Annotated in this window: 21 protein-coding genes and 1 pseudogene; 10 read left to right on the top strand and 12 right to left on the bottom strand. The window is 72.5% G+C overall.

Translation table 11 applies throughout. The annotated features are described in order from the left end of the window. The first annotated feature begins 6 nt into the window (after positions 1-6). A complete protein-coding gene (gene cobF / locus ACFTXQ_RS11315; RefSeq protein ID WP_382638560.1) occupies positions 7-759 on the top strand; it encodes a precorrin-6A synthase (deacetylating) in 753 nt (250 codons plus the stop codon). A 38-nt stretch (positions 760-797) separates the two neighbouring features. Here cobF and ACFTXQ_RS11310 read toward each other — a convergent pair whose 3' ends face one another. Further along, on the bottom strand, positions 798-2,003 hold the full coding sequence (locus tag ACFTXQ_RS11310; protein ID WP_382638557.1) for an aminotransferase class V-fold PLP-dependent enzyme: 1,206 nt from the start codon (positions 2,001-2,003) through the stop codon (positions 798-800). Next, positions 2,000-2,947 carry a LysR family transcriptional regulator gene (locus ACFTXQ_RS11305; RefSeq protein WP_382638554.1) on the bottom strand — a complete coding sequence of 316 codons (948 nt, stop codon included), beginning with the start codon at positions 2,945-2,947 and terminating at the stop codon, positions 2,000-2,002. Before ACFTXQ_RS11305 ends, ACFTXQ_RS11310 begins: the two co-directional genes overlap by 4 nt. Before the next feature lie 109 nt (positions 2,948-3,056). Here ACFTXQ_RS11305 and ACFTXQ_RS11300 point away from each other — a divergent pair. Beyond that, a pseudogene (locus ACFTXQ_RS11300) lies at positions 3,057-3,413 on the top strand (YybH family protein); the annotation flags it as partial. Between the two features lie 68 nt (positions 3,414-3,481). On the opposite strand, the gene ACFTXQ_RS11295 reads toward ACFTXQ_RS11300, so the two are convergent. Together ACFTXQ_RS11295 and ACFTXQ_RS11290 are read right to left on the bottom strand one after the other, a co-directional pair. Further along, on the bottom strand, positions 3,482-5,158 hold the full coding sequence (locus tag ACFTXQ_RS11295; RefSeq protein ID WP_382638551.1) for a glycoside hydrolase family 71 protein: 1,677 nt from the start codon (positions 5,156-5,158) through the stop codon (positions 3,482-3,484). A gap of 208 nt (positions 5,159-5,366) precedes the next feature. After that, positions 5,367-6,782 carry a family 2B encapsulin nanocompartment shell protein gene (locus tag ACFTXQ_RS11290; protein ID WP_382638548.1) on the bottom strand — a complete coding sequence of 472 codons (1,416 nt, stop codon included), beginning with the start codon at positions 6,780-6,782 and terminating at the stop codon, positions 5,367-5,369. Positions 6,783-7,101: 319 nt separating this feature from the next. Here ACFTXQ_RS11290 and ACFTXQ_RS11285 point away from each other — a divergent pair, with 319 nt between their 5' ends. Next, a complete protein-coding gene (locus ACFTXQ_RS11285; protein WP_382638545.1) occupies positions 7,102-8,196 on the top strand; it encodes a family 2 encapsulin nanocompartment cargo protein terpene cyclase in 1,095 nt (364 codons plus the stop codon). Positions 8,197-8,211: 15 nt separating this feature from the next. Here ACFTXQ_RS11285 and ACFTXQ_RS11280 read toward each other — a convergent pair whose 3' ends face one another. Further along, entirely contained in the window at positions 8,212-9,525 is a 1,314-nt protein-coding gene (locus tag ACFTXQ_RS11280) for a tol-pal system YbgF family protein (RefSeq protein ID WP_382638542.1), read from the bottom strand. A gap of 266 nt (positions 9,526-9,791) precedes the next feature. Here ACFTXQ_RS11280 and ACFTXQ_RS11275 point away from each other — a divergent pair, with 266 nt between their 5' ends. The 5 genes from ACFTXQ_RS11275 (at position 9,792) to ACFTXQ_RS11255 (ending at position 16,633) form a co-directional block, all read left to right on the top strand. After that, complete coding sequence (locus ACFTXQ_RS11275; protein WP_382638539.1) at positions 9,792-11,225, top strand: family 2B encapsulin nanocompartment shell protein; 1,434 nt, start codon at positions 9,792-9,794, stop codon at positions 11,223-11,225. Beyond that, a complete protein-coding gene (locus ACFTXQ_RS11270; RefSeq protein ID WP_382638536.1) occupies positions 11,215-13,470 on the top strand; it encodes a germacradienol/geosmin synthase in 2,256 nt (751 codons plus the stop codon). Before ACFTXQ_RS11275 ends, ACFTXQ_RS11270 begins: the two co-directional genes overlap by 11 nt. Before the next feature lie 191 nt (positions 13,471-13,661). Next, positions 13,662-14,075 (top strand): hypothetical protein, encoded by a 414-nt coding sequence (locus tag ACFTXQ_RS11265; RefSeq protein WP_382638533.1) that lies wholly within the window; start codon positions 13,662-13,664, stop codon positions 14,073-14,075. 194 nt (positions 14,076-14,269) lie between these two features. Beyond that, positions 14,270-15,682: a sulfatase gene (locus tag ACFTXQ_RS11260; protein ID WP_382638530.1), complete on the top strand. Its 1,413-nt coding sequence runs from the start codon at positions 14,270-14,272 to the stop codon at positions 15,680-15,682. Between the two features lie 27 nt (positions 15,683-15,709). Continuing rightward, positions 15,710-16,633 (top strand): formylglycine-generating enzyme family protein, encoded by a 924-nt coding sequence (locus tag ACFTXQ_RS11255; protein WP_382638527.1) that lies wholly within the window; start codon positions 15,710-15,712, stop codon positions 16,631-16,633. Between the two features lie 61 nt (positions 16,634-16,694). On the opposite strand, the gene ACFTXQ_RS11250 is transcribed toward ACFTXQ_RS11255, so the two are convergent. The 7 genes from ACFTXQ_RS11250 to ACFTXQ_RS11220 form a co-directional block, all read right to left on the bottom strand. Further along, positions 16,695-18,914, bottom strand: coding sequence for an NADP-dependent isocitrate dehydrogenase (locus ACFTXQ_RS11250; protein WP_382638524.1), 2,220 nt, complete (start codon positions 18,912-18,914; stop codon positions 16,695-16,697). Between the two features lie 182 nt (positions 18,915-19,096). Continuing rightward, complete coding sequence (locus ACFTXQ_RS11245) at positions 19,097-19,450, bottom strand: DUF805 domain-containing protein (protein WP_382638521.1); 354 nt, start codon at positions 19,448-19,450, stop codon at positions 19,097-19,099. A 320-nt stretch (positions 19,451-19,770) separates the two neighbouring features. Continuing rightward, positions 19,771-20,607: a chitosanase gene (locus ACFTXQ_RS11240; protein ID WP_382638518.1), complete on the bottom strand. Its 837-nt coding sequence runs from the start codon at positions 20,605-20,607 to the stop codon at positions 19,771-19,773. A 70-nt stretch (positions 20,608-20,677) separates the two neighbouring features. After that, complete coding sequence (locus ACFTXQ_RS11235) at positions 20,678-21,241, bottom strand: GNAT family N-acetyltransferase (protein WP_382638515.1); 564 nt, start codon at positions 21,239-21,241, stop codon at positions 20,678-20,680. Between the two features lie 99 nt (positions 21,242-21,340). After that, entirely contained in the window at positions 21,341-22,423 is a 1,083-nt protein-coding gene (gene corA, locus ACFTXQ_RS11230) for a magnesium/cobalt transporter CorA (protein ID WP_382638886.1), read from the bottom strand. An 89-nt stretch (positions 22,424-22,512) separates the two neighbouring features. Then, positions 22,513-22,905 (bottom strand): molybdopterin-binding protein, encoded by a 393-nt coding sequence (locus tag ACFTXQ_RS11225; RefSeq protein WP_382638512.1) that lies wholly within the window; start codon positions 22,903-22,905, stop codon positions 22,513-22,515. Between the two features lie 10 nt (positions 22,906-22,915). Then, complete coding sequence (locus tag ACFTXQ_RS11220) at positions 22,916-23,836, bottom strand: LysR family transcriptional regulator ArgP (RefSeq protein ID WP_382638510.1); 921 nt, start codon at positions 23,834-23,836, stop codon at positions 22,916-22,918. Positions 23,837-23,905: 69 nt separating this feature from the next. Here ACFTXQ_RS11220 and ACFTXQ_RS11215 point away from each other — a divergent pair, with 69 nt between their 5' ends. Continuing rightward, entirely contained in the window at positions 23,906-24,529 is a 624-nt protein-coding gene (locus tag ACFTXQ_RS11215; protein ID WP_382638507.1) for a LysE/ArgO family amino acid transporter, read from the top strand. A gap of 21 nt (positions 24,530-24,550) precedes the next feature. Further along, complete coding sequence (locus ACFTXQ_RS11210) at positions 24,551-25,597, top strand: NUDIX domain-containing protein (protein ID WP_382638505.1); 1,047 nt, start codon at positions 24,551-24,553, stop codon at positions 25,595-25,597. Position 25,598: the final 1 nt, after the last annotated feature.

Below are 25,598 nucleotides of genomic sequence, written 5' to 3'. Positions count from 1 at the left end.
AGCCGGGTGAAGAAGTTCTCAGTGATCGGCATAGGCGCGGGCGACCCGGACCACCTGACCCTCCAGGCGGTCAAGGCGATCGGCGCGGCGGACGCATTCCTCATCCTGGAGAAGGGTGAGGAGAAGGCGGACCTGACCGGGCTGCGGCGCGCGATGCTCGACGAGCACGCCCGCCCCGGCCACCGGCTGGTGGAGGGCCGGGATCCGGACCGGGACCGGACCCCCGCCGACTACACGCCCACGGTGGACGGCTGGCGCAGCGCGCGGGCCGAGCTCTTCGAGCGGTTCATCGCGGAAGACCTGGCGGAGGGTGAGACCGGGGCGTTCCTGGTGTGGGGCGATCCCTCCCTCTACGACTCCACGCTCGCGATCCTCGACGAGGTGCTGGAGCGCGGCCGGGTGGCCTTCGAGCACGAGGTCGTCCCGGGCATCAGCAGTGTCTCGGCGCTGCTGGCGCGGCACCGCACCAACCTGAACCGGGTCGGGCGGCCGGTCCAGATCACCACCGGGCGGCGCCTCGCGGAGGGCTGGCCGGACGACGTGGACGACGTGGTGGTGATGCTGGACGCGCGGCACGCCTTCACCGCCCACCTGGACCAGGACCTCTTCATCTACTGGGGGGCCTACGTGGGCACCCCGGACGAGATCCTGGTCTCGGGGAAGCTGGCGGAGGTCTCCGGGCGGATCGAGGAGCTGCGGACCGAGGCCCGCGCCCGCAAGGGCTGGATCATGGACACGTACCTGCTGCGGCGCGGCTGACGCGACCGCGGCCGGTGCGGCCGGCCGCCCGGCCGGCGTCAGTCGAGGTAGCCGGGCAGGGCCGCGGCGAGGCGTTCGTACTCCTCGGGCCGGTTGTAGATCTGCCCGCAGACGCGGATGCCGCCGCCGCCCGGCCAGGGCCAGATGAGCACGCGGACGCGCCGGCGCGCCGCGATGTCCTCGCGCAGCGCGGTGGCGGCGTCCTGGGTCTCGGCGACGCCGGGCGGCAGGCGCAGGGTGCGCATGGCGATCCCGGCGGTGTGCGGGAGCGGGGTCAGGCCGGGGATCCGGGCGAGCAGCGCCGCGCCGTGGGCGGCGAGGGCGCTGTTGTGGGCGCGTACCCGGTCCGCGCCGAGGCGGTCCTGGAGGTCCAGGCCCTCGGGGGCAGCGAGCCAGCCGGTGTAGTCGGCGGTGGCGCGGTACTCGACGGACCGGGGGAATCCGTGCTGGTCCTCCCAGGACGGTACGAGGGCCCGGATCCGGTGGCGGTGCTGCGGGGCGACGGCGAGGACCGCGGTGCCTGAGGGGGCGTAGCCCCATTTGTGGAGGTTGCCGAACCAGAAGTCGGCGCCGCCGGCGAGCGGGTCGGCGAGCATGCCGGGGGCGTGCGCCCCGTCGACGATGCTGATGACCCCGCGTTCCCGCAGGTCGGCGAGGAGCCGGGGGCTCGCGATCAGGCGGGCGGTGGGCGAGCTGACGTGGTCGAGGAGGGCAACGCGGGTGCGGGGCGTCAGGGCGGCCAGCACGGTTTCGCGTACGGCGTCCTCGTCGGGCAGGTGGGGGTCCAGGGCGACGGTGGTGACCGTGGCGCGGCGGGCGGCGGCCGCGACGACGGTGCGGTAGCCGTGATCGGTGACCAGGATCTCGTCGCCGTCGGCGAAGGGGACGGCGTCGAGGGCGAGGTTGGCGCCTTCGGTGGCGTTGGAGATGAAGGCGATGCCGTCGGGGTCGGCGCCGAGGTGTGCGGCGATCCGGGCACGGGCTCCGGCGAGCCGGTCGGAGACGGTGGTGAAGAAGGCGTCGGGATCGGCGTGGGCCTCGGCACGCAGGGCCGCCTGTGCCTCTTCGACGGGGACGGGCACCGCCCCGAAGGAGCCGTGGTTGAGGTGGGCGACCGCGGGGTCGAGCCGGAAGAGCTCCGGCCCGCCGGGAAACGCATCAGGCTGCCCGCCCGGCACCTCGGCGGGCAGCCCGGCCCACGGTTCGGCGGGCGGGCCCGCGGGGCGTATCGGGTTCGACGTCACTGGTCCTCCGTGGGTGCGGCACGGTTGTCCTCCGGATCATCTCCCGCCGCGGCCGGCGCCGGTAGCCCGCCCGCGAAGGCCCGGCGGGCGTGCGTGACGAGCTCGCGGACGGCGGGGCCGTGCGTCCCGCGCCAGACGAGGGAGAGCAGGGCCGGGGTGTCGACGTCGTCGATGACGCGGGCGACGAGCCGGCCGCGGTGGACCCCGGCCATCGATTCGCTGAGCACGGCGACCCCGAGTTCCCGGGCCGCGAGGTCGGCGATCGCGTCCGCGGCTCCGGCCTGCAGGGCGATCACCGGTTCGATCCCCTGCGCGGCGCAGGCCCGGTCGAACACCGTACGCAGCCCCGTGCCCGGCGGCATGCACACGAGCGGGTGCGCGCCGAGGTCGCGGAGGGCGACCCGGCTCCGGCCGGCCAGGGGGTGCCCGGGCGGGACCGCGACGACGAGCCGCTCGCTGACGATGGTCAGCGCCTCCAGCCCGGCCGGGTTGGCGGTGGCCGTCCCGATGAGGGCCAGGTCGACGGTGCCGGCGTGCACGCCCTGGACGAGCCGGTCGGAGTTGTCCTCCACCAGGGCGATCTCCACACCGGGATGGGCCCGGTGGAAGGCGGCGAGGGCGTCGAAGAGCGGGGTGACGGTGCAGCCGACGACCATGCCGACCGTGATCCGGCCCCGGAGCAGGCCCGTCACCTCGCCGACCGCCTGGCCGACGGCCTCGGCCGCGGCGAGGGCCGCCCGGGCGGGTCCGAGCGCGGCCTCGCCGGCGGCGGTGAGCGTCACGGTACGGGCCGACCGGTCGAACAGCTCGGCGCCCAGCTCCCGTTCGAGCTGCCGGATCTGGGCGCTGACACCGGACTGGCTGATGTGCACCCGTTCGGCCGCGCGGGTGAAGTTCCGCTCGTCGGCGACGGCAATGAAGTAGGCGAGCTGCCGCAGTTCCATGACTGTGGATTCTAGCTCGCAGAAGATCCATCTGTTGGACTTCTGATTGGCGGGCGACCACCCTGGAAGCACGAAGAGCCCATCCCGGCTGCACCAGCAGGAGGACACCGTGCACGAGTACGAGAAGGCCATGCGTCCCGAGGACATCACCCGCCTGTTCGTCGAGCGCTCCAACGCCGGGGACGCGGCCGGTGTCGCCGCGCTCTACGCGCAGGACGCGGTGATGGCGTACCCGGCCGGCCGGACCACCGTGGGGCGGGAGGCGATCCGCGCCCTGTGGGAGGAGGTGCTGGCCCACCGGCCCCGCTTCGAGCCGGAGGCGCCGCTGCCGACGCTGATCTGCGGGGACATCGCGCTCACGTCGACGCCGCCGAAGGACGGCGCGGGCGCCCGCGCCCAGGTGGTCCGGCGCCAGCCCGACGGCAGCTGGCTGCGCGTGCTCGACCAGCCGGAGTTCGTCCGGCCGGAGTTCGTCCGGCCGGAGTCCGACGGGCCCCAGGCCGTCCGGCCCGCGTCCGCCCAGGCCCGGACCGCCTAGCGGCGCCCGCTGGTGGCCGCGTGGTACTGGAGGTCCTGGACCTCCACCGTGCGGTCCACCGGATACGGCAGCTCCACCTCCGCCCGCGTCTTCCCGCCCCGCACCACCCGCGCCGACGCGGCGCCCGGCTTCAGCGGAAGCAGCTCGGAGTGGACCCCGGCCGGCGCCTCGTACGAGGCCCCGGCGCCTCCCACGGTCGTGCGGACGGCGCCGGGCGCGGTGAGGAAGCTGAGCACCTCCACCGTGTCCCGGGGAGCGGCGCTGCCCTTGCGCACCGTCATGAGCAGCGACTGGCGGCCCGTCGGATCGGCGTCCGCGAACTGGGTGCGCGCCGTCAGGTAGAGGGTGTCGCGGACGATCTCCGGCCAGCTGCCCGTCTTGAACCTGGTGAGGTAGTAGGAGGTCAGGTCCAGGTAGGCGTGGCCGTTGTGCAGGGAGGGCGCGAACTGGCTGCCCTCGGAGTAGTCGTTCCAGGTGGTGAGCTGCACCCAGTCGGCGCCGTCCTCGATGGCGTGCGTCCAAGTGGAGCGCAGGGTCGCGGTGTTGCCGGCCTCGTCGTAGATCCCCTGGTTGGGCCGGGCGTCCTGGACGGACACGGGCTGCATCCAGATCTTGCCCATGCCGTGCGCGCGGCCGACGTCGCGGGTGTTGCTCTCCTGGCCGACGTAGCTGCGGCTGCCCCACTCGGAGAAGCCGTAACTGATGGGGGCGAACTCGCCGTTGTGCGCGCCGAAGTCGAGGAAGAGCGGGACGAAGGCGGTGCGGACGCCGTGCCGGGAGGCGAGGAGGGCGATGACCTCGCTCCACCAGGCGGCGCTCTTCTCCTCCGCCTTGAAGGGCGAGACGACGAGCCGGCCGTCGGGGAGCCGGTGGGCGGCGGGGGCGTCGCCGAGGGTGGCGATGGCGTCGGCGAGCACGGCCGGGTCGTCGGTCTTCAGCGAGGTCATGTCCGGCATCAGCATGATCTTGAAGGCGGGGTCCACCGAGTGGGCCGCCGCCATCAGCAGGTTGGAGCGGTCCCAGTTCCTGCCGGAGAAGGAGAGCACGTCGAGGGTGAAGCCGTCGATGCCGGCCGCGCGGGCCGTGCGCACCTCCTGCTGGAGGTTGGCGTACTCCCAGTCGCCGCTCTTCGGCCGCACGGGCAGCGGCCGGTCGCGCAGCAGGCCGCCGTACTTCTCGTGCTTGCCGTTCTCGCCGTCCGGGGCGAGGTAGTGGCGGGTGTAGTAGTCGCCGTCGGCGCTCGCGTTGTCGAGGGAGAGCGGATACGGGGTGAAGTAGTGGGCGAACACCAGCTTGCGGCCCGCCGCGCCGGAGCGCAGGGCGGCGGGCGCGGGCATGTCGAACGGCAGCGCGCCGGTGGGGCGTTCGGCTGCGGTGTCCTCGCCGCTCCGGGGGTCGCCCTCGGTGGCCGCGGAGTCGTCGGCCGGGCCGCTCCGGGTGGGCTGACGGGGGGTGGCGGCCGGGGCGGAGGCGGCCGGTGAGGGGACCCCGTCGGGCCCGGTGGACCAGGGGGCGCCGACGTCCGGGGCAGAAGCGCCGTGCGCGGAGGGGGCGTTGAAGGGGTCCCAGGCGATGCCGGTGGCCGCGCAGACCCCGACGAGGAGGAAGGCGGAGATCAGCAGAGCCAGCAGCGGGCGCCGGCCCCGGAACCGGGGCCGGCGCCGGTGCGACACGGGGCGGGCAGCCGACCGCCGCGCCCGCCGGTCCACCCGCGAGCCCGGTCTCCGGTCCGATCGCCGGTCCGCTGTCATCCTGGGGTCCCTCCCGCCCGTACGGCGCCCCGAGGCGGGGCTGCACAGCAGTAGAGCCGATGACCGGCCTCCGGACAACCGTCCCCGGGCGCGCGGCGCGGACGCGTACGTCACAGAGGGGACGCGGGGGTCAGGTGCGCGTGGAGGCGATGTCGGCGTTCTCGAGGATGCCGATCGCGTCGGGGACGAGGATCGCCGTGGAGTAGTAGGAGCTGACCAGGTAGGACATGACCGACTTCTGGTCGATGCCCATGCAGCGGACGTTGAGGCCCGGTTCGATCTGCTCGGGGATCGCGGTCGGGCGCAGGCCCACGACGCCTTCGTTCTCCTCGCCGGTGCGCAGGGCCAGGATGGAGCTGGTGTGGCCGCCGACGACCGGGATCTTCCCGCAGGGCAGTACGGGGAGGCCGCGCCAGGAGGGGACCTTCTTGCCGTGCACCTCGACCGTGTCGACGGCGATGCCGCGCTTGTTGCACTCGCGGAAGAAGGCGGCGATGGCCTTGGGGTGGGCGAGGAAGAACGTGGTGCCGCGGCGCATGCTGAGCAGGTCGTCCATGTCGTCGGGGGTGGGCGGGCCGGACCAGGTGCTGATGCGCTGCCCGTAGTCGGCGTTGTGGAGGAGCCCGAAATCACGGTTGTTGAGGATTTCGGACTCCTCGCGTTCGCGCATCGCCTCTACGGTCAGGCGCAGTTGCTGCTCGAACTGGTTCATCGGGTCGTTGTAGAGGTCGGCGACACGGGTGTGGATCTGGAGCACGGTCTGCGCGAGGCTCAACTCGTACTCACGCGGGCGTAGTTCGTAGTCGACGAACGTGGCGGGCAGTACGGCCTCGCCCTCGTGGCCGGAGGAGAGCTCGATGTCGGCCTCGCCGCGCCGGTTGACGGGCCTTCGGCCGTTCTCGACGTACTGCTCCAGGTGGGCGCGCAGGCTCGCCGAGCGGCCCAGCACCTCCTGGAACGCGCTCCACCGCAGCACCATGACGGTGCCGGCGGTGGCGGCGCGGACGGCGTAGCCCCAGCGCGGGTCCTCCTGTCCGAGGGCGTCGTCGCCGAGCTGGTCGCCGTCGGCGACCACGCCGAGGAGTTCGGCCCCGCCGTACTTGCCCTCGGCGCGCTTCTCGAAGCGGCCGTGCGCGATGACGAACACCTCGTCGACCGGGGTGCCCGCGGTCACGAGGGCGTCGCCGGCGCGCAGGTCGCGCTTGACGAAGCGCTGCGCCAGCTCGTCGAGGACGCCGCCGTCGGCGTAGCCCTTGAGGGTGGGGAGTTCGGCGAGGGTGGGGGCGAGGATGCGTACGTCGTCCGCGCCGGTCTGGACGAAGGAGACCCGGCCGCGGCCCACGGCGTGGGTGAGGCGGCGGTTGACCCGGTAGGTGCCGGCCCCGAGGTGCACCCAGGGCAGCATGCGCAGGAGCCAGCGCGAACTGATGCCCTGCATCTGGGGGACGGACTTGGTGGTCGTCGCCAGATTGCGGGCCGCTGCGGTGCTCAGGCTCAACTGCCGTTCGTCGGCGGGGTCCAGGGGCGGCGGCGCTGCTGAGGTCATGGGGGGTTCCTCCCTGCGTCGGTCCACGAGGAGCGCGCGGCTCGGCTCCGCACGGTTCACGGTGGGGTGCCGGGCGGCGGGAGCGGTACCCGCGCGGGGCGGGGGGCCTGTTGAAAATCACGGCGGGTTGAAGCCGTGCACGCCAGTGCGAAGCCCGGCCTGCGGGGACCCGGCGGGCACGCGGGCGGACGGTGTCCGCACACCAGTGCAGGCTTTCAACGCGGCGGCATCTTCAACGGGCGGGCGGGAGGCGGGGGCTACCGGGGCGGTGGCCGGGCCGCGCTCCATGGGTGGGTGTGCCGACCCGCAGGAGGACCTCATGGACCGCGCCCTCGTTCCCGCCCTCGACGCACCGGAGGACGTGCTGCGCCGGCTGCTCGGCGGCCGCAGCGGACTGGGCGCCTCACCGGGGCGTGCGCCCGCCCCGGTCTGCGACACCGGTACGGGCAGCCGTGCGGGCGGCGTCGTGATCCCCCCGCTGTACTGCCCCGACCCCGTACGGGACGACCCGGCCCTGGCGGAGGTGGTCGACGATCGGCTGGTCCGGTGGGCCGCCGAGGTCGGGATCTACGAGGGGCGCCTGGACATGCTGCGCTCCTGCGGCTTCGGCCAGCTGATGATGCTCGCGCACCCGGACTGCGACGACCCGGACCGGCTGCTGGCGGCCGCCAAGTGCGGGCTCGCCGAGTGGGCCGTCGACGACCACTGGGTCGACGAGGGCCGGGACCCCGACCCCGCGCTGATCGGGCTGCGGTCGGCGCTCGCGCACGCCGTGGTGGACCCGGTGCGGATGCCGGCGGGCTACGCGCGGCGGTTCGAGGAGCGGGTGGCGGCCGAGCCGGTGCTGCGCGCGTTCCGCTCGGCCCTGGAGCACCTCGCCGAGTTCGCCTCCCCGACCCAGGTGACGCGCCTGCGCTACCAGTTGGCGGTGATGTTCGTCGGGTACAACCACGAGGCCGAGTGGCGGATGTCGGGGCGGCGGCCGCCGGTGTGGGAGTACCTGTTGCACCGGTACGAGAACGGCTTCTTCCCCTGCATGGTCCTGACCGACCCGGTCGGGGGGTACGAGGTGCCGGCGCAGGAGTTCGCGGATGCGCGGGTGCGGCGCACGTACATGTACGCGGGTGCGGCCACGTGCCTCCTGAACGACCTGTACTCGATGGCCCGGGAGGATCCCGCCGACACCAACCTCCCGAACCTGATCGCAGCGGAGGAGGGCTGTTCGCTCCAGGAGGCGGTGAACCGGACGGCTGCGATCCATGACGAGATGATGCGGATGGTCGAGGCGGAGTCGGCGGCCCTGGCCGGGCTCGGCTCGCCGCTCCTGGCCCGCTTCCTGGAGGGCATCCGCAACTGGATGGGCGGCTCGGCGCGGTGGCACGCGACGAGCCCCCGGTACCGGGCCCCGGCCTGAGAAACCCCTCCCCTGTCAGGGGAGGCGGGACAGGAGGGTGCGGGCGGCGCGGTGGGCGCGCAGGGGGTGGAGGCGGCCGCGCAGTCTGCGGACCGCCTCCTCCACCCGCACCGAGTCCAGCTGCGGCACGAGGTCCAGCAGGTCGTGCCACGCGGCACAGGCCCGCTCCACGTGCCCGCGCCCCAGGTGGAGCTCGGCGAGCCGCGCCGTCGTGATCGCCCGGGCCCGCCGCTCACCGGCCGGCCGCTGCCGGAGCGAGGCGCCGAGCGCGGATATCGCACCCCGCACGTCCCCGAGCGCCGCCAGCGCCTCCGCCTGCTGATGGGCGAGGGCGGCGTGGTGGTAGTCGCCGATGGCCGGCTGCTGACCCGCCGAGCGCTCCAGCAGCCGTTCCGCCTCGCCCAGATGGGCCACAGCCGCCCGCCGGTCGCCGCAGCCGGCCTCGGCCACGGCCAGCTGCCCGGTGACGAAGGCGGCCTGGAGGGAGGGGAGCCGCCCGGCCTCCCGGGCGGCCGCCTCCGCCAGCTCCCACGCCTGCTTGCGGTGGCCCAGCTGATGGGCCTGCACGCTCATCGCGCGCAGTACGGGCGCCCAGCAACCCGGATCCCCCGCCTCCTGCCCGAGCCGCAGCGCCGCCCGGTAGTACGCCTGGGCCATGCCCTGCTGGTTCCCGTCGAAGCAGAGGAATCCCGCGGTGTAGGCGAGCCGGGCGGTGCAGCCCAGCAGCCGGTGGCGTACCGCCGGCGCGGCGGCGGCGCGCAGCCAGGGCGCCACCGTGGTCGCGAGGTAGCGGGTCAGGGCGGGCCGGGCCAGGCCGCTGCCGGACGTCATGTCGGCGTTGCGGAAGACCGGCAGCACGGCTTCGGCGGCCGCCACGTGCTCCGCCCCGATCCGCCCGGAGGCCCGCGCCGGGCCCTCGCCCCCGCCCGGCGGCCCACCGGGCGGCCCGCCCGGCGGCCGCCAGACGGAGGAGTAGACGGGGATCTCGCCGAAGAGGGCCTCGGCGTCGCCCGGCGTGAGGGCGTCGGCGCCGCGCGGCTCGCCGCCGCTGCGGTCCCGCACCCTGATGCCCGCGGGCCGGGTAAGCCCGGTGTCGGCCGGGCTGACCGGCCGCCCGGTGCGCCGGCTGAGCGCTTCGGCGGCGAGGGCGACGACATGGGCGGGCGGCCGGGTGCCGGCGAGCCAGTGGGAGACGGAGGTCCTGTCGTAGCGCAGGGTGAGGCCGGTCTCGGCGGCCACCCCGTTGACGGCGCGGGCGAAGTCCTGCCCGCTCCAGCGGGCGTCGGTCAGGAGGGTGCGGAGTCGTCCGTTGGGTTCACGCTTGGCCATCAGAACCGCCCAGCTCGCACAAACGTCCAGCCCTTCAACGCGTGGGGACATTCAACAGGGTGAGGGCGGGGCCTCCGTAGCCGGTGAAGCGCTCCTGCCCCTAACTAAGACGTGTGCGCCCGTCGGCACGCGATCACACCGCGTGCCGCTGGCGTACGGGAGCGCAGCAGATCACTGGAAGCGGGATCGCTCCTTCCGATCACCCCCGTTCACGACCCCCGCCCGGCCGCCGCGCCCAGGAAGACCGACCGAGAGGAAGGCCTGCCATGTCCGTCGACCCCGCCCCCGAAGTGAGCTCCGCACACCTGGCCGCCGCCGCCCGGCAGAGCCTGAGCACCGAGGCCGCCCGCAACCTCGCCACCACGACGAAGTCCGCCCCGCAGATGCAGGGCATCAGCTCGCGCTGGCTGCTGAAGATCCTGCCGTGGGTGCAGACGGGCGGCGGCACCTACCGGGTCAACCGCACCGTCAGCTACACCCTCGGCGACGGCCGCATCACCTTCGTCAAGACGGGCACCGAACTCCGCGTCATCCCGCCCATGTTGCGCGAGCTGGGCATGCTCCGTTACTTCCCCGACGACCGGGTGGTCGAGTCGATCGCCGAGCGGTTCGTCAAGGAGGAGTTCCGCAAGGGCGATGTGATCGTCCGGCGCGGCGACCCCGTCGACAAGATCTACCTCGTCGCCCACGGCCGGATCGAGCGGCTCAGCGTCGGCTCCTACGGGGACGAGGCCAGCCTCGGCGTCCTCAGCGACGGCGACCACTTCGGCCACCACCCCCTGCCGGACGCCCGCTGGGAGTTCACGGCCCGCGCCCTGACCGACGTGGTGACGATGACCTTCAACCGCGGCGACTGGGACGTGGCCCTGAACAGCTCCCCCGCCCTGCGCCGGCACGCCGAGGCCTATCTGGAGGCCGAGCGCGTCGGCCGCAAGGGCAGCGACGCCGTGGACCTGTCCGCCGGCCACACCGGCGAGGTGATGCTGCCCGGCACGTACGTCGACTACGACCTGAGCCCGCGCGAGTACGAGCTCAGCGTCGCGCAGACCGTACTGCGCGTGCACTCCCGCGTCGCCGACCTCTACAACCAGCCCATGAACCAGGCGGAGCAGCAACTCCGGCTCACGGTGGAGGCGTTGAGGGAACGCCAGGAGAGCGAGCTGATCAACAACCCCGAGTTCGGGCTGCTGCACAACGCCGACTACGAGCAGCGCATCTTCGCCCGCACCGGTCCTCCCACCCCCGACGACATGGACGAACTCCTCAGCCGGCGGCGCGGCTCGGAGTTCTTCCTCGCCCATCCGCGGACCATCGCCGCCTTCGGGCGCGAGTGCAACCGGCGCGGCCTGTACCCGGCCGCCGTGGACTTCCAGGGGCACGCGCTGCCCTCCTGGCGCGGGGTGCCCCTGCTGCCCTGCAACAAGATCCCGGTGACGGAGGAGCGGACCAGCTCGATCCTGGTCCTGCGCACGGGCGAGGACAACGAGGGCGTCATCGGCCTGCACCAGCTGGGGCTGCCCGACGAGTACCAGCCGGGCCTGTCCGTGCGGTTCATGAACATCAACGAGCAGGCGATCATCTCCTACCTGGTCACCGCCTACTACTCGGCGGCCATCCTGGTGCCCGACGCCGTCGGGGTCCTGGAGAACGTGGAGATCGCCCGCTTCGACGACCGGGAGGGGCCCTCCCATGACCGCTGAGCAGCCCTTCGAGCTGCCCGAGTTCTACCTGCCGCACCCCGCGCGGCTCAATCCGCACCTGGAGGAGGCCCGCACCCACAGCCGGGCCTGGGCCGGGGACCTGGGGATGCTGGAGGGCTCGGGGGTCTGGGACCTCGCCGATCTGGAGGCACACGACTACGCACTGCTGTGCGCCTACACCCATCCCGAGTGCGACGGGCCGACGCTCTCGCTCGTCACCGACTGGTACGTGTGGGTGTTCTTCTTCGACGACTGGTTCCTGGCGCGCTTCAAGCGCACCGGCGACCGCAGGGCCGGGCGGGACGCGCTGGAGCGCCTCGCCCTGTTCATGCCCGCCGATCCGCGGACGCCGGTGCCCGAACCCACGGGCCCGGTGGAGGCGGGCCTGGCCGACCTGTGGCGGCGCACGGTGCCGGGCCACTCGGCGGACTGGACCGCGCGTTTCGGCCTCAGCACCCGCGACCTCCTGCACGAGTCGCTGTGGGAGCTCGACAACATCCGCATCGGCCGCGTCTCCAACCCCATGGAGTACGTGGAACAGCGCCGCAAGGTGGGCGGGGCGCCCTGGTCGGCGGGGATCGTCGAGCACGCGGTGGGCGCGGAGGTGCCCGCGTCGGTCTCCGGGGAGCGGGCGCTGCGCGTGCTGCGCGACTGCTTCGCCGATGCGGTCCACTTCCGAAACGACCTGTTCTCGTACCAGCGGGAGACCGGCGCGGAGGGGGAGCTCAGCAACGGGGTGCTGGTCCTGGAGAGGTTCTTCGGCTGCACCACCCAGGAGGCCGCCGACCGGCTGAACGACCTGCTCACCTCGCGGCTCCAGCAGTTCGAGACCACCTTCTTCACCGAACTGCCCGCGCTGTGCGCGGAGAAGGGCCTCGCCCCGGCCGAGGTCCTCGCGGTCCTCACGTACGCCCGCGGACTCCAGGACTGGCAGTCCGGCGGCCACGAGTGGCACATGCGCTCCAGCCGGTACATGAACGGCCGCCCGGGCCGGGGCGAAGCGGGTCCGCCCGGATGGCTGCGCGGCCCCACCGGTCTGGGCACCGCCGGCGCCGGCGTCCGGGCCCTGCTGGGGCTGACGGGCGGCGCCCCGCGCCTGCGCCGGTACGGCAACACCCCGCGCGCGGTCGGCCCTTCGGTGATCCCGGACTTCTACCTGCCGCTGCGCAACGTGCTCAATCCGCACCTGGACGGCGCCCGGGAGCGGCTCATCGAGTGGATCCGGCGGACGGGCCTGCTGGAGGAGGGCATCTGGTGGGAGGAGAAGGCCCGGGGCTTCGACTTCGCACTGTGCTCGGCCGGCATGGACCCGCACTGCCCGCCGCAGACCCTGGACATCAACGCGGGCTGGCTGTGCTGGGGCACGTACGCCGACGACGCCTATCCGCTGCTCTTCGGCACCACCCGCGCCCTGCCCGCCGCCCGGGCGCAGACGGCGCGGCTGCGCGCCTGCATGCCGCTCGACCTGTCCGCGCCGCCGCCCCCGGCCAACGCCATGGAGCGGGGGCTGGCGGACCTGTGGCGGCGCACGGCCGGGCCGATGCCGATGCGGGGCCGGAAGATCTTCCGGGCCGCCATGGACCAGGTACTGGACAGCTGGCACTGGGAGTTGGAGAACCAGGCCGCCAACCGGGTGCCGGATCCGGTGGACTACCTGGAGATGCGCCGGGTGACGTTCGGGTCGCCGATGACCATCGCGCTCTCCCGGCTGGCGCACCTGGACGTCGTACCGGAGGAGGTGTACGCGAGTTCGGCCATGCAGTCGATGCAGGCGGCGGCCTTCGACTACGCGGCCGTCATGAACGACGTGTACTCCTACCAGAAGGAAGCCGAGTACGAGGGCGAGCTGCACAACCTCCTGATCGTCGTGGAGAACTTCTTCGACTGCGGCCATCCGACGGCCCTGCGGATCGCGAACGATCTGATGACCTCGCGGATGAAGCAGTTCGAGCACGTGGTGGAGAGGGAACTCCCCGTCATGTGCGAGGACCACGGGCTGGACGCGGCGGCCCGGGCGGCCGTGGAGCGCAGCGCCGACGAGCTGCGGTGGTGGATGGCGGGCATCGCGTACTGGCACGAGCGGACGAAGCGCTACCGGGAGGAGGACCTCAAGCGCCACCACGCGCACCGGACGGGCGCGGCACTGCGGGCGGGCGCGGGCCGCCCGCCGGAACCGGTGCGCCCGGCGGGCGGGAGCCGGCCGCCGCTGCCCGCGGCAGCGCACCGCGCCGCGTGGGCGACCTGACCTGCGAAGGAGCGGACAGCAGCACCGGAATGCGACATTCCCCTGGTCTTGTGGCGCAAGTGGCGCATAATCGTCGTCACGCGGCTTGAAAGAGAACCCTGTCGCCGCGCTTGGTCACGCATGCAATGGGGGGCATCGTGCCGATGAGGGAATCCGGATCGACCGGAACACTGCCCGCTACGTCCGCCGAGATGTCCCGGCTGCTCACCGCCGTCCGGCGGGGGCGCGTCCTGACCGTGGCGGGCGGCTTCCGGGAGCCGCGCGGCCTGCTGGTGCGCGAGATCGCGCGCCGGCTCGCCTCCAACTTCTACGACGGGGTGGCCGTCATCGCCCTGGACCCGCTCCACGAAGGCTACGGCGTACGCGAGTTGACGGCCGAACTGGGCCACGTGCCCGGCATGCCCTTCCTGCCGTGCGGAACGGCCAACGCCGCCTCGTGGCTGGCCGAGCGGGACATGCTGCTCGTCCTGGACGGCACCGACCGGCTCGCCCCGGCGGCCCTGGCCTGGCTGCGGGACCTGCTCTCGGTGGCTCCGGGGCTGCGGATCCTCGCCGCCGGGCGGTCCCCGCTGGGCTTCGAGGGGGAGCGGGTCCACCGGCTCTGAACGTCATGTCATGTGCGGGACATAACGCCGCCATGACGGCGCCACAGCACTGGCACAGCACTGCCATGCGGCGGGCATTGAGTGACCGGTGCCCGAATTCTAGGGTCTGACCTGCAGGTTCCGGTTGGGCGCGAGCGCCGCCGGAAGCCCCCCGGTTCGTACGTCACACTCCCCCGCACGTACAGGAGACCCTCGTGAGCGAGCACATCGGCACGCCCAGGACCGGCTCGGTCGGCAGACGCGGCTTCCTCGCCGGCGCCGCAGCGGTGGCGGCGGCAGCGGCCACCCCGTCCCTCGCCCAGGCGGCCACGCCCGCCGCCGCGGCCGCGGCCCGCCCCAACATCCTGCTGATCGTCACCGACGACCAGCCCAAGCACACCGACTGGGCCATCCAGAAGACCATCGACTGGATCGCCGGCCAGGGCGTGAAGTTCACCAACGGCCACGTCGCCACCCCGCTGTGCGCCCCTTCCCGTTCCTCCGTCTTCTCCGGCCGCTACGCCCACAACCACGGCGTACGCAACAACGCGGCCTCGCACAGCCTCGACCAGCACACCACCGTGCAGCGCTACCTCAAGCAGGCGGGCTACCGCACCGGACTGTTCGGCAAGTACCTCAACTCCTGGACGCTGGCGGACAACCCGCCGCACTTCGAGGAGTTCGCCCTGCTCCAGCCCGCGTACACCAACGCCGACTGGAACGTGAACGGCACCGTCCAGACGATCAACGGCTACACCACCAACATCATCAAGAACAAGACCCTGAACTTCCTGGACAAGGCCGCGACCGACAGCCGCCCCTGGTTCGCCTACGTCACCCCGTACGCCTCGCACGGGCCGCGCACGCCCGAGGCCAAGTACGCGGACGTCGCCGTCCCTGCCTGGAACGGGCGCCCCTCCGTCCCCGAGGCCAACCGGAACGACAAGCCGGCCTACATCCAGAACGCGACCGGGACCCTGGCCGACGGCCAGCAGATCCGCGCCGAGCAGCTGCGGACCCTGCTGACCGTGGACGACGCCGTCCAGGCCTTCCACGACAAGCTGGCCGCCCTCGGACAGCTGGACAACACCCTGGTCATCTACATCGGCGACAACGGCTTCGGCTGGGCCGACCACGGCTGGACCGCGAAGTCGGTTCCCTACCGCCCGGCGCACGAGGTGCCCTTCTACCTCTCCTGGCCGGCCGGCGGCCTGGGCGCGGGTACGGTGGACAACCGCGTCGTCGCCAACATCGACATCGCGCCGACCATCCTGGACGCGGCCGGGATCACCCCCGACACGCCGCAGGACGGCCACTCCCTGCTCACCGGTTACAGCCGTGACCACCTGCTCGTCGAGTGGTGGAAGCAGGGCACGGGCGGGACCGGCCCGAAGACCTGGGCCTCCTACGTGGCCAAGGACAAGCAGTACACCGAGTACTACGACCTGCACACCGATGCCACGGGCGCGGTGTCCGGCACCGGGCAGGTCACCTTCCGGGAGTACTACGACCTGGAGAGCGACCCGTACCAGCTGCAGAACCTGCTCTACCAGGCCACCCCGCAAGAGGAACAGGCGCTCGGCATCCCCGCGCTCGCCGCGGCGCTGGCCGCCGACCGCACGGCCTGATCCCCACCCGTCCCCCAGGAGAACCCCATGCCGCCCAAGCCCTGCTGCACCCCCGGCCGCGAGCCGTCCGCCGACCTGCTGACGCTGGTCCGGCGGCCGGAAGCACCGCCGGCGGCGGATCCCGCGGCCGCGCGTGCCGTCCGCGGTCTCGTGGACCTGGCGGGCGGGCGGTTCCTGATGGGGACCGAAGACCCCGACGGGTTCGCGGCGGACGGCGAGGGCCCGGTACGGGAGGAGGTGGTCGGGGCGTTCCGTATCGCCCCGACCACCGTCACCAACGCGCAGTTCGCCTCGTTCGTGAAGGCCACCGGCCACGTCACGGAGGCCGAGTCCTTCGGTTTCAGCTTCGTGTTCGCCGGTTTCCTGGCCGGCGAACTCGCCGACGCCTCACCGGCGGTGGCCGGCACCCCGTGGTGGCGGGCGGTCTCCGGTGCCGACTGGCGGCACCCCGAGGGCCCCGGCTCCTCCTTCGCCGCACGCCAGAACCACCCCGTGGTGCACGTCTCCTGGCACGACGCCCAGGCGTACTGCGCCTGGTCCGGAACCAGGCTGCCCACGGAACCCGAGTGGGAGTTCGCGGCGCGCGGCGGCCTGGAGCAGAAGCGCTACCCGTGGGGCGACGAGCTGCGCCCCGGCGGGCGGTACATGTGCAACATCTGGAACGGCGACTTCCCGGTCCACAACACGCGGGCCGACGGGTACGCGGGCACCGCTCCCGCCAAGTCCTTCCGGCCGAACGGGTACGGGCTCTACAACGCGGTCGGCAACGTGTGGGAGTGGTCCGCCGACCGGTTCGCGCCCACCGGCCCGGAGCGGGCCATGCGCGGCGGCTCGCACATGTGCCACGACTCGTACTGCAACCGCTACCGGGTCGCGGCCCGCACCCGCAACACCCCGGACAGCTCCGCCGGAAACATCGGATTCCGCGTGGCGGCCGACCCCGTCGGGTGAAACGGGTCCGCCCCGGCCGGGCACGAGGCCGGCCGGGGCGGAACACATGCCGCTAAGGGTTTCAGGCCAGGGTCGCGATGGCCTGGTTGAAGGTCGCGGACGGGCGCATGACCGCCGCGGCCTTGGCGGCGTCGGGCTGGTAGTACCCGCCGATGTCGGCCGGGGAGCCCTGCACCGCGATGAGCTCGCCGACGATGGTCTGCTCCTGCTCGCCCAGCGTCTTGGCCAGCGCCTCGAAGGAGGCGGCGAGCTCGGCGTCGTCGGTCTGCCTGGCCAGCTCCTGCGCCCAGTACAGGGCGAGGTAGAAGTGGCTGCCGCGGTTGTCGATGCCGCCGAGGCGACGCGACGGCGACTTGTCCTCGTTGAGGAAGGTGCCGGTGGCGCGGTCCAGGGTGTCGGCCAGCACCTGGGCGCGGGCGTTGCCGGTGGTGGTGGCGAGGTGCTCGAAGGAGACGGCCAGCGCCAGGAACTCACCGAGGGAGTCCCAGCGCAGGTAGTTCTCCTTGACCAGCTGCTGGACGTGCTTCGGGGCGGAGCCGCCGGCGCCCGTCTCGAAGAGGCCGCCGCCGTTCATCAGCGGGACGACCGACAGCATCTTGGCGCTGGTGCCCAGCTCCAGGATCGGGAAGAGGTCGGTCAGGTAGTCGCGCAGCACGTTGCCGGTCACCGAGATGGTGTCCTCGCCGCGGCGGATGCGCTCCAGGGAGTACGCGGTGGCCTCGACCGGCGAGAGGATCTCGATGGTCAGGCCCTCGGTGTCGTGGTCGGCGAGGTACGTGCGCACCTTGGCGATCAGCTGCGCGTCGTGCGCGCGGTTCTCGTCGAGCCAGAAGACGGCCGGGACGCCGGTGGCGCGGGCGCGGGTGACGGCGAGCTTGACCCAGTCCTGGATCGGCGCGTCCTTGGTCTGGCAGGCCCGGAAGATGTCGCCCTCGGCGACCTCCTGCTCCAGGACCACGTTGCCCGCGGCGTCGACGAGGCGGACGGTGCCCGCGGCGGCGATCTCGAAGGTCTTGTCGTGGCTGCCGTACTCCTCGGCCTTCTGGGCCATGAGGCCGACGTTCGGCACCGAGCCCATGGTGGCCGGGTCGAAGGCGCCGTGCGCGCGGCAGTCGTCGATGACGACCTGGTAGACACCCGCGTAGCTGCTGTCCGGGAGGACGGCCAGGGTGTCGGCCTCGTTGCCGTCCGGGCCCCACATGTGGCCGGAGGTGCGGATCATGGCCGGCATGGAGGCGTCGACGATGACGTCGGACGGCACGTGCAGGTTGGTGATGCCCTTGTCGGAGTCGACCATGGCGAGGGCCGGGCCCTCGGCGATCTCGGCGTCGACGGAGGCCTTGATCGCGTCACCCTCGGGCAGCGCGCCCAGACCGTTCAGGATGGCGCCGAGGCCGTCGTTGGGCGACAGGCCGGCGGCGGCGAGGGTCTCGCCGTAGCGCGCGAAGGTCTTCGGGAGGAAGGCGCGGACCACGTGACCGAAGACGATCGGGTCGGAGACCTTCATCATCGTGGCCTTGAGGTGCACGGAGAACAGGACGCCCTCGGCCTTGGCACGCTCGATCTGGTCGTTCAGGAAGGTGCGCAGCGCGTCGACGTGCATGACGGACGCATCGACGACCTCACCGGCGAGGACCGGTACGGACTCGCGCAGCACGGTGGTGGCGCCGTCGGCGGCGACGTGCTCGATGCGCAGGGTGCCGGCCTCGGCGACGACGGCGGACTTCTCGGTGGAGCGGAAGTCGTTCTCGCCCATGGTGGCGACGTTCGTCTTCGACTCGGGGGTCCAGGCGCCCATGCGGTGCGGGTGGGCCTTGGCGTAGTTCTTGACCGAGGCGGGAGCGCGGCGGTCGGAGTTGCCCTCGCGCAGGACCGGGTTGACGGCGCTGCCCTTGACCTTGTCGTAGCGGGCGCGGATCTCGCGCTCCTCGTCCGACTTCGGGTCGTCCGGGTAGTCAGGGAGGGCGTAGCCCTGGCCCTGGAGCTCGGCGATCGCGGCCTTCAGCTGCGGGATCGAGGCCGAGATGTTGGGCAGCTTGATGATGTTGGCTTCAGGCGTCTTCGCCAGCTCGCCGAGCTCGGCGAGGGCGTCCGCGATCCGCTGGCCCTCTTCCAGGTGCTCGGGGAAGCTGGCGATGATCCGACCGGCCAGGGAGATGTCACGGGTCTCGACATTCACACCGGCCGTCGACGCGTACGCCTGGATCACAGGCAGGAAGGAATACGTCGCGAGGGCCGGGGCCTCGTCAGTGTGCGTGTAGATGATGGTCGAGTCAGTCACCGGATGCTCCGCTCCACAGTCTGGTCTCTCGTCTGCAACATTGCTCGACATCAAGATATCTCCTGATCGGGCCTGTCAGGACAGCCCCCCGGCACGAGCTGCGGGAGACGCGCATCACGCCGTCGCATGCGCGAGCGCCGCCGCCGACCGGTGGGGTCGGCGACGGCGCTCGGCCGTACGGGTCAGGCGTGGATCGACTTGGGGCTCGGGCCGTACTCGTTCGGCCCCGGGGTGCCCTCGGTGGCCATCAGGACGATCGCCCAGATCCAGCCGACCAGGGGGATGGCTCCGACGAGGATCCACCAGCCGGACTTGCCCTGGTCGTGGAGCCGGCGCACACCCACCCCGAGCGTGGGGAGGAAGAGGCCGAGCACCAGGATGAAGTAGAAGAGCGGGTAGGTGCCGAGCGCGAAGTCGACGATCATGAAGATGATCAGGAGCGCCGCGTACCACAGCGTGTACATCCAGTATTCCTGGCGGCGGGCGCGGCCGTTGAAGTCGGCGTACCGCTTGACGACGTCGGTGAAGTAGTTCACAGGTCCCCCCAGAGGACAGTGTTCCGGCCAGTCCTGCTGGAGCAAGCCGGGGCAGAACTTATGCCCGGCTTACGGCGCGGTCAAGCCACTTTGCAGGGTGGCAAATCGGCCCCGCAGGAGGCTTTCCGGTGACGGAGGAATTACGCCGGGGCGCGAGGAGAGGCGGCCTGTCCCCTGACGTCCGTAACGTCCCCGCCCTGCGCGCGCTCGTCGCCGGCGGAGCCGGGCCCGCCGGCTCCCACATCGTTATCGCACTGCGACACCACGGACGCGGAACCGGGGCGGGGAGGGGTCCGCCCCGGGCCGCCGCTGCCGTCCGGTCAGCCGATGTGGAAGGAGTCCCCGTAGACCTTCCAGTCGAGCGGGGTGTGGAGGTCGAGGTTGCCCTTCTTCAGGAACACCCGCTGCGCGGTGTCGACGCGGCTGGTGTCGCTGTGCGCCTCCTCCTGCTTCATCGCCCAGACGCGGGCGTCGAGGAAGGCGTTCAGCCAGGTGGTCTCGTTGCCGCCCTGGGAGGGGGGCTTGGCCTTGGACAGGGCGCGCTTGCGGATGTTGCGGAAGCTCGTGGAGTCGGTGCCGTCACCGTGCATGACGATGGCGTCGTAGTAGATGAACTGGCCGAGGGTGCCGACCCCGTCGGACTTGCCCTGCTTGACGGCCGGGTTGAAGTAGACCCGGTCGCGTTCGTGGTCCTGGGCCTTCCTGAACTCGCCGTCCTGGGCGGCCTTCGCCCAGTCCTTGGTGAAGTTCGGGTCGAGGCCGGCGTGCGAGTCGGTGCCGTCGACCTTGCGCAGCGCCGGGAGGTACTTGGCGAGGACGTTGCCCGGCTTGACCTGGGTGTAGTACTCGACGAGGTCGAGCATGTCGCCGGTGCCGGAGCAGAAGCCGATGATGCCGGCGGTGTAGCCGCGGCCGTCGTCTATGTCCTCTATGTACTTGTACTGCGCCTTCCAGTCCAGCGAGGAGTTCTCCGCGCTGGAGACGATCTGCATGGCGATCTCCTTCTTCGCCGGATCGTCGAGCCCGACGGCCGCCGTCGCCGTCACCTGCGTGGGGGTGGGGACGGCGTCGGTGGCGTGGGCGGTGACCGGAACGGCGATCAGCGCACTGCCGAGCAGTGCACTGATGGCCAGCAACTTGCGGTGGGGGGTGAACACAAGGCCTCCGTGGGGTAGTTGAGGCTTCCCGGTTTGGTTAGGAAACTTTACTACCAGAGATCCGGCGCACTCAAGACCCGTGCACGCGCGCCTCCAACGCCCGCTTGACGTCCGGCCATTCGGGCCGCGTGATGCTGTAGACGGCGGTGTCCCGGATCCACCCGTCGCGCATCACCATGTGATGACGCAGCACCCCCTCGTGCGTGGCGCCGAGCCCTTCGATGGCCGCCCGCGACCTGGCGTTGCGCACGTCGGTCAGGAGCTCGACCCGGTTCATGCCCATCACCTCGAAGGCATGGGTGAGCATGAGCAGTTTGGCCTCGGTGTTGAGCCCGGTGCCCTGCCAGGACGCACCGAGGAAGGTGAAGCCGATCTCCAGCCGCCGGTAGAGGGTGTTGATCATCATCAGCCGGGTGGAGCCGGCCGTCCGGCCGGTCGCGAGGTCCACCGTGGCGTACGCGAGCTGCGTGCCCGCCTCGCGCGCCGCCAGCGCGTCCTCGATGAAGGCGGGCACGTCTTCGGGGTGCGGGACGATCGTCACCGGGAGCTCCCACAGCCTCCCGTCGCGTATCGCCTCGCAGAGCCCGTCGTGGTGCCGGCGTTCGAGCGGCTCCAGCCGTACGCGCCTGCCCACCAGTACTCCACCGTGCGGCTCCGCCGATGTCCGTTCCATGTCCGGCCTGCCCGTTCCCTGTTGATCTTGGATGACAGGCGGACCCTACCGGTGGCTTCGTCAGAGCCAGCCGTTGCGCCGGAAGCCGCGGTGGATGACGAAGCAGGCGACGGCCATGACGCCGAGGACCAGCGGGTACCCGTACGTCCAGTGCAGTTCGGGCATGTGGTCGAAGTTCATGCCGTAGACCCCGCAGACCATGGTCGGGACGGCGACGATCGCCGCCCATGCCGTGATCTTGCGCATGTCCTCGTTCTGGGCGACGGTCACCTGCGCGAGGTGGGCCTGGAGGATGGAGTCGAGCAGGTTGTCGTAGGCGCCGATCTGGTCGGTGGCGCGGGTCAGGTGGTCCGCCACGTCCCGGAAGTACGCGCGGATCTCCGGCGGGATGACCGGTATCGGCTGCGTGGCCAGCTGCTGGAGCGGGCGGCTCAGCGGAGCCACCGCCCGCCGCAGCTCAAGGAGTTCACGCTTGAGCTGGTAGATCCGGCCGGCGTCGCCGCGCCCGCCCGCCTCGCTGAACACCGCCGTCTCGACGGCGTCCATGTCGCTCTGCACGGCGTCCGTGACGGCCGTGTAGTCGTCGACGACGTGGTCGGCCATGGCGTGCAGCACGGCCGCCGGCCCCTTGGCCAGCTGCTCCGGGGACGCCTCCAGCTCCTCACGGACCGGCCCGAGCGTGCCGCGGCCGCCGTGCCGGATGGTGATGACGAAGTCCTCACCGGTGAAGGCCATCAGCTCGCCGGTCTCCACCACCTCGCTGGTCGCGGTCAGTTCCTCGTGCTCGACGTAGCGCACGGTCTTGAAGACGGAGAACAGCGTGTCGTCGTACCGCTCGATCTTCGGACGCTGGTGCGCGTTCACGGCGTCGTCGACGGCCAGCGGGTGCAGCCCGAACAGCTCGGCGAGACCGGCCAGTTCCGCCTGGTCGGGTTCGTGGAGGCCGATCCACACGAAGCCCTCGCCCGTCTTGCGGACCCGGCGCAGCGCCTCCTCGACCTCCGCGCAGCCGTCCTGCCGCACGCCGTCGCGGTAGACGACGCAGTTGACCACGGCGCTCCCGAGCGGGGAGCGGGCGGGGTGGCTGAGGTCGACGGCCCGCCGGTAGCCGCGGCGCACGGCCCGGCGCAGGGTGCTGAACATGGACAACGGCGTACTCCTCTTCGGGCTGGTCAGCGGCCAGTCTGCCACCGCCGCCGCACGGCTCCCGCCGGGTGCCGCTCCGGGCCCGCTCAGGTCCGGTCGATGAACACGCTGGTGGACTTCACCCGCGCGGTGGCCCGGGCGCCCACCTCCAGGCCGAGTTCCTCCACGGCCTCCCGCGTCAGCAGCGACACGATGCGGTGCGGCCCGGCCTGGATCTCCACCTGTGCGTCGACGGTGCCCAGCTTCACCCCCGTGACGATCCCGGGAAAGGCGTTGCGCGCCGAGGTGTACGGGGCCTCGTCGCCGTCTGCGCCCTCCTGCGCCGCTTCCACGCAGAACGCGGCCAGGTCCGGCCCGTCCACCATGCGCCGCGTACCCTCGCGGCGGGTCGGGAACCGCTCGGCATCCGCCCACCGGCGCGCCGTGTCGACGCTGACGCCGAGCAGCCGTGCCGCCTGTCCGATCGTGTAGGACTCCATGGGCGGCAGCTTAAGCCCCGCCCCTCGCGGGACGGCGCAGGGCCTCCCGGGCCGCCGCCGCGATCACCTCCGCCACCATCGACAGCACCGGCGAGTCCAGCTTCCACTGCTGCCAGTACAGCGGGACGTCCAGCGGCCGCCTCGGCACCACCAGCACCAGTTTCCCCGTCCGAATCAGAGGCCCCGCCTGCTGCTCGGGCACCAGCCCCCACCCGAGCCCCGCGACCACCGCGTCGCGGAACCCCTCCGAGGTCGGTACGTGGTGCCGCACCGGCCCCGCGCCGCCGGCGGCGTCCGCCGTCAACGACCGTACGAAGGCGTCCTGGAGGTCGTCCTTCCGGTCGAAGACGATCGTCGGGACGTGCCGCAGGTCCCGCTCCGGCGCCCCCGTCAGGTGGCGCGCCGCGAAATCCGGGCTCGCCACCGGCAGATAGCGCGCCAGCCCCAGCATCCGTACGGCGCACCCCGCCACCGGATCGGGCGAGGAGGTCACCGCCGCCATCACCTGCCCCTCCCGCAGCAGCGCGGTGGTGTGCGACTCGTCCTCGCGGTGCAGCTCCAGGCAGACCGGCGGATCCTGCGGCACCCGCTTGAGCGCCGGCAGGAACCAGGTGGCGAGGGAGTCCGCGTTCACCGCGATCGGCAGCCGCACCGGCCCCGCCCCTTCGGCGGCCATCCCCAGCTCGGCCCGCGCGTCGCGCTCCAGCCGGGCCAGCTGCCGGGCGAACCGGACCACCACCTCCCCCGACTCCGTGGCCCGCACCGGCTTGGTCCGCATCAGCAGCACCCGCCCGGTCCGCTGTTCGAGGGCCTTGACGCGCTGGCTCACGGCGGAGGGCGTCACGTGCAGGGCGGCCGCCGCCGCGTCGAAGGTGCCCTCGTCCACCACGGCCAGCAGGGTCCGCACCTGGTCCAGGGGAAGCTCGTCCATCACAAGCGCTAATGGTACGTAAAAATCTTTAGCTGTACTGAACCGGCATGCCTGCCTACGGTCGAAGCCATGACACACGGCATCATCACGGCGGCCCTCGCCGGCTTCGGCACCGGACTCTCCCTCATCGTCGCCATCGGCGCACAGAACGCCTTCGTCCTGCGTCAGGGAGCCCGCCGCCACGCGGTCCTGGCCGTGGTCGCCATCTGCGCCGTCTCCGACGCGCTCCTGATCGCCCTCGGCGTGGCCGGCGTCGGCGCGTTCGTCACCGCCTGGCCGGCCGCCCTCACCCTGGTCGGACTGGCCGGCGGGGGCTTCCTCATCTGTTACGGGGTCCTCGCGGCCCGCCGGGTGCTGCGACCCGACCCGGACGCCGCCCTCACCACCGAGGGGACCGCCGCCGGATCCGCCCGCCGGGCCGTGCTGACCTGTCTGGCCATGACCTGGCTCAACCCGCACGTCTACCTGGACACCGTCCTGCTGCTCGGCTCGCTCGCCGCCGACCGCGGGGACCTGCGCTGGGCCTTCGGCATCGGCGCAGCTCTGGCCAGCCTGACGTGGTTCGGCACCCTGGGCTACGGGGCCCGGCTGCTCAGCCGCCTGCTCGCCCGCCCCTCCGCGTGGCGCGTGCTGGACGGCCTGGTCGCGGCCACGATGGTCACGATGGGCGGCATGCTGGTGGCCCGTGCCTGACCACACCCCACAGGAGCCGCCGTGCCCGACCGCCCCAGCCCCGACGCGGTGCGGGAGTACTACGCCACCCAGCCCTCCCCGCTCGTGGCCGCCACCGGGATCGTCCTGGACGCGCTCGGGCGGGTCCTCGTACTGACCACCTCGTACAAGGCGGATCTGGAGCTTCCGGGCGGCACGGTCGAGGACACCGAGACCCCGGAGGAAGGGCTGGCCCGCGAGCTGGAGGAGGAGCTCGACCTCGGCCGGCCCGTCGGCCGGCTGCTCGCGGTGGACTCCCGGCCGCCCGGCGCCCTCGGCCGCTCCCTGATCGTGCACGTCCACCTCGTCGGCCCGCTGACGCCGGAGGAGGCCGCGGCGATCACCTTCCCGGACGGCGAGATCACCGAGGCTCGCTGGCTGGAGCCGGAGGAGGCCTGCGCGGCCCTGCCCGCCCGGCTCGCGCCCCGGGTGCGCGCCGGCCTGGCCGCCCTGCGCACCGGGTCGTTCGCCCATCTCGTCGACGGCGTCCCCCAGCCCGGATCGCCGGCCGGCCTGGAGCCCGCCGCCCGGCTCGCCCTCGAACACACCGGGACCCTCGGCCCCGCCGGCCACCTGGCCAACCGCCCCAAGGCCCTGACCTCGGCGAGCGTGCTGTTCACCGACACCGAGGGACGGATCCTGCTCGTGCAGCCCGCCTACGGCAACACCCGGCGCTGGCACCTGCCCGGCGGCGGCGTCGACAGCGACCTCGGCGAGGGCCCGCGCGCCGCCGCCCGCCGGGAGGTCCGCGAGGAACTCGGCCTCGACCTCCCGACGGGCCGGCTGCTCGCCGTCGACTGGTCCCACAAGCCGGGCCGGCTGGCCCGCGTCCGCTTCCTCTACGACGGCGGCGTCCTCGACGCCCCCGCCCTCGCCCGCATCCGCCTGGCCCCCGGCGAACTCCTCCAGTGGCGCACCGCTGCGCCCACGGAACTCCCCGCCCTGGTCAAACCGGCCCTGCGCCGCCGCATCACCTCGTGCCTCACCGCCCGCACCACCGGCACGGGCCCCCTGGAACTGCGCGCGGGCCGCCCGGCGGAGGAGCGCTGAC

This window comes from Streptomyces sp. NPDC057010 (assembly GCF_042673805.1).
Lineage (GTDB): Bacteria > Actinomycetota > Actinomycetes > Streptomycetales > Streptomycetaceae > Streptomyces.
This window is presented reverse-complemented; position numbering and strand designations above follow the sequence as displayed.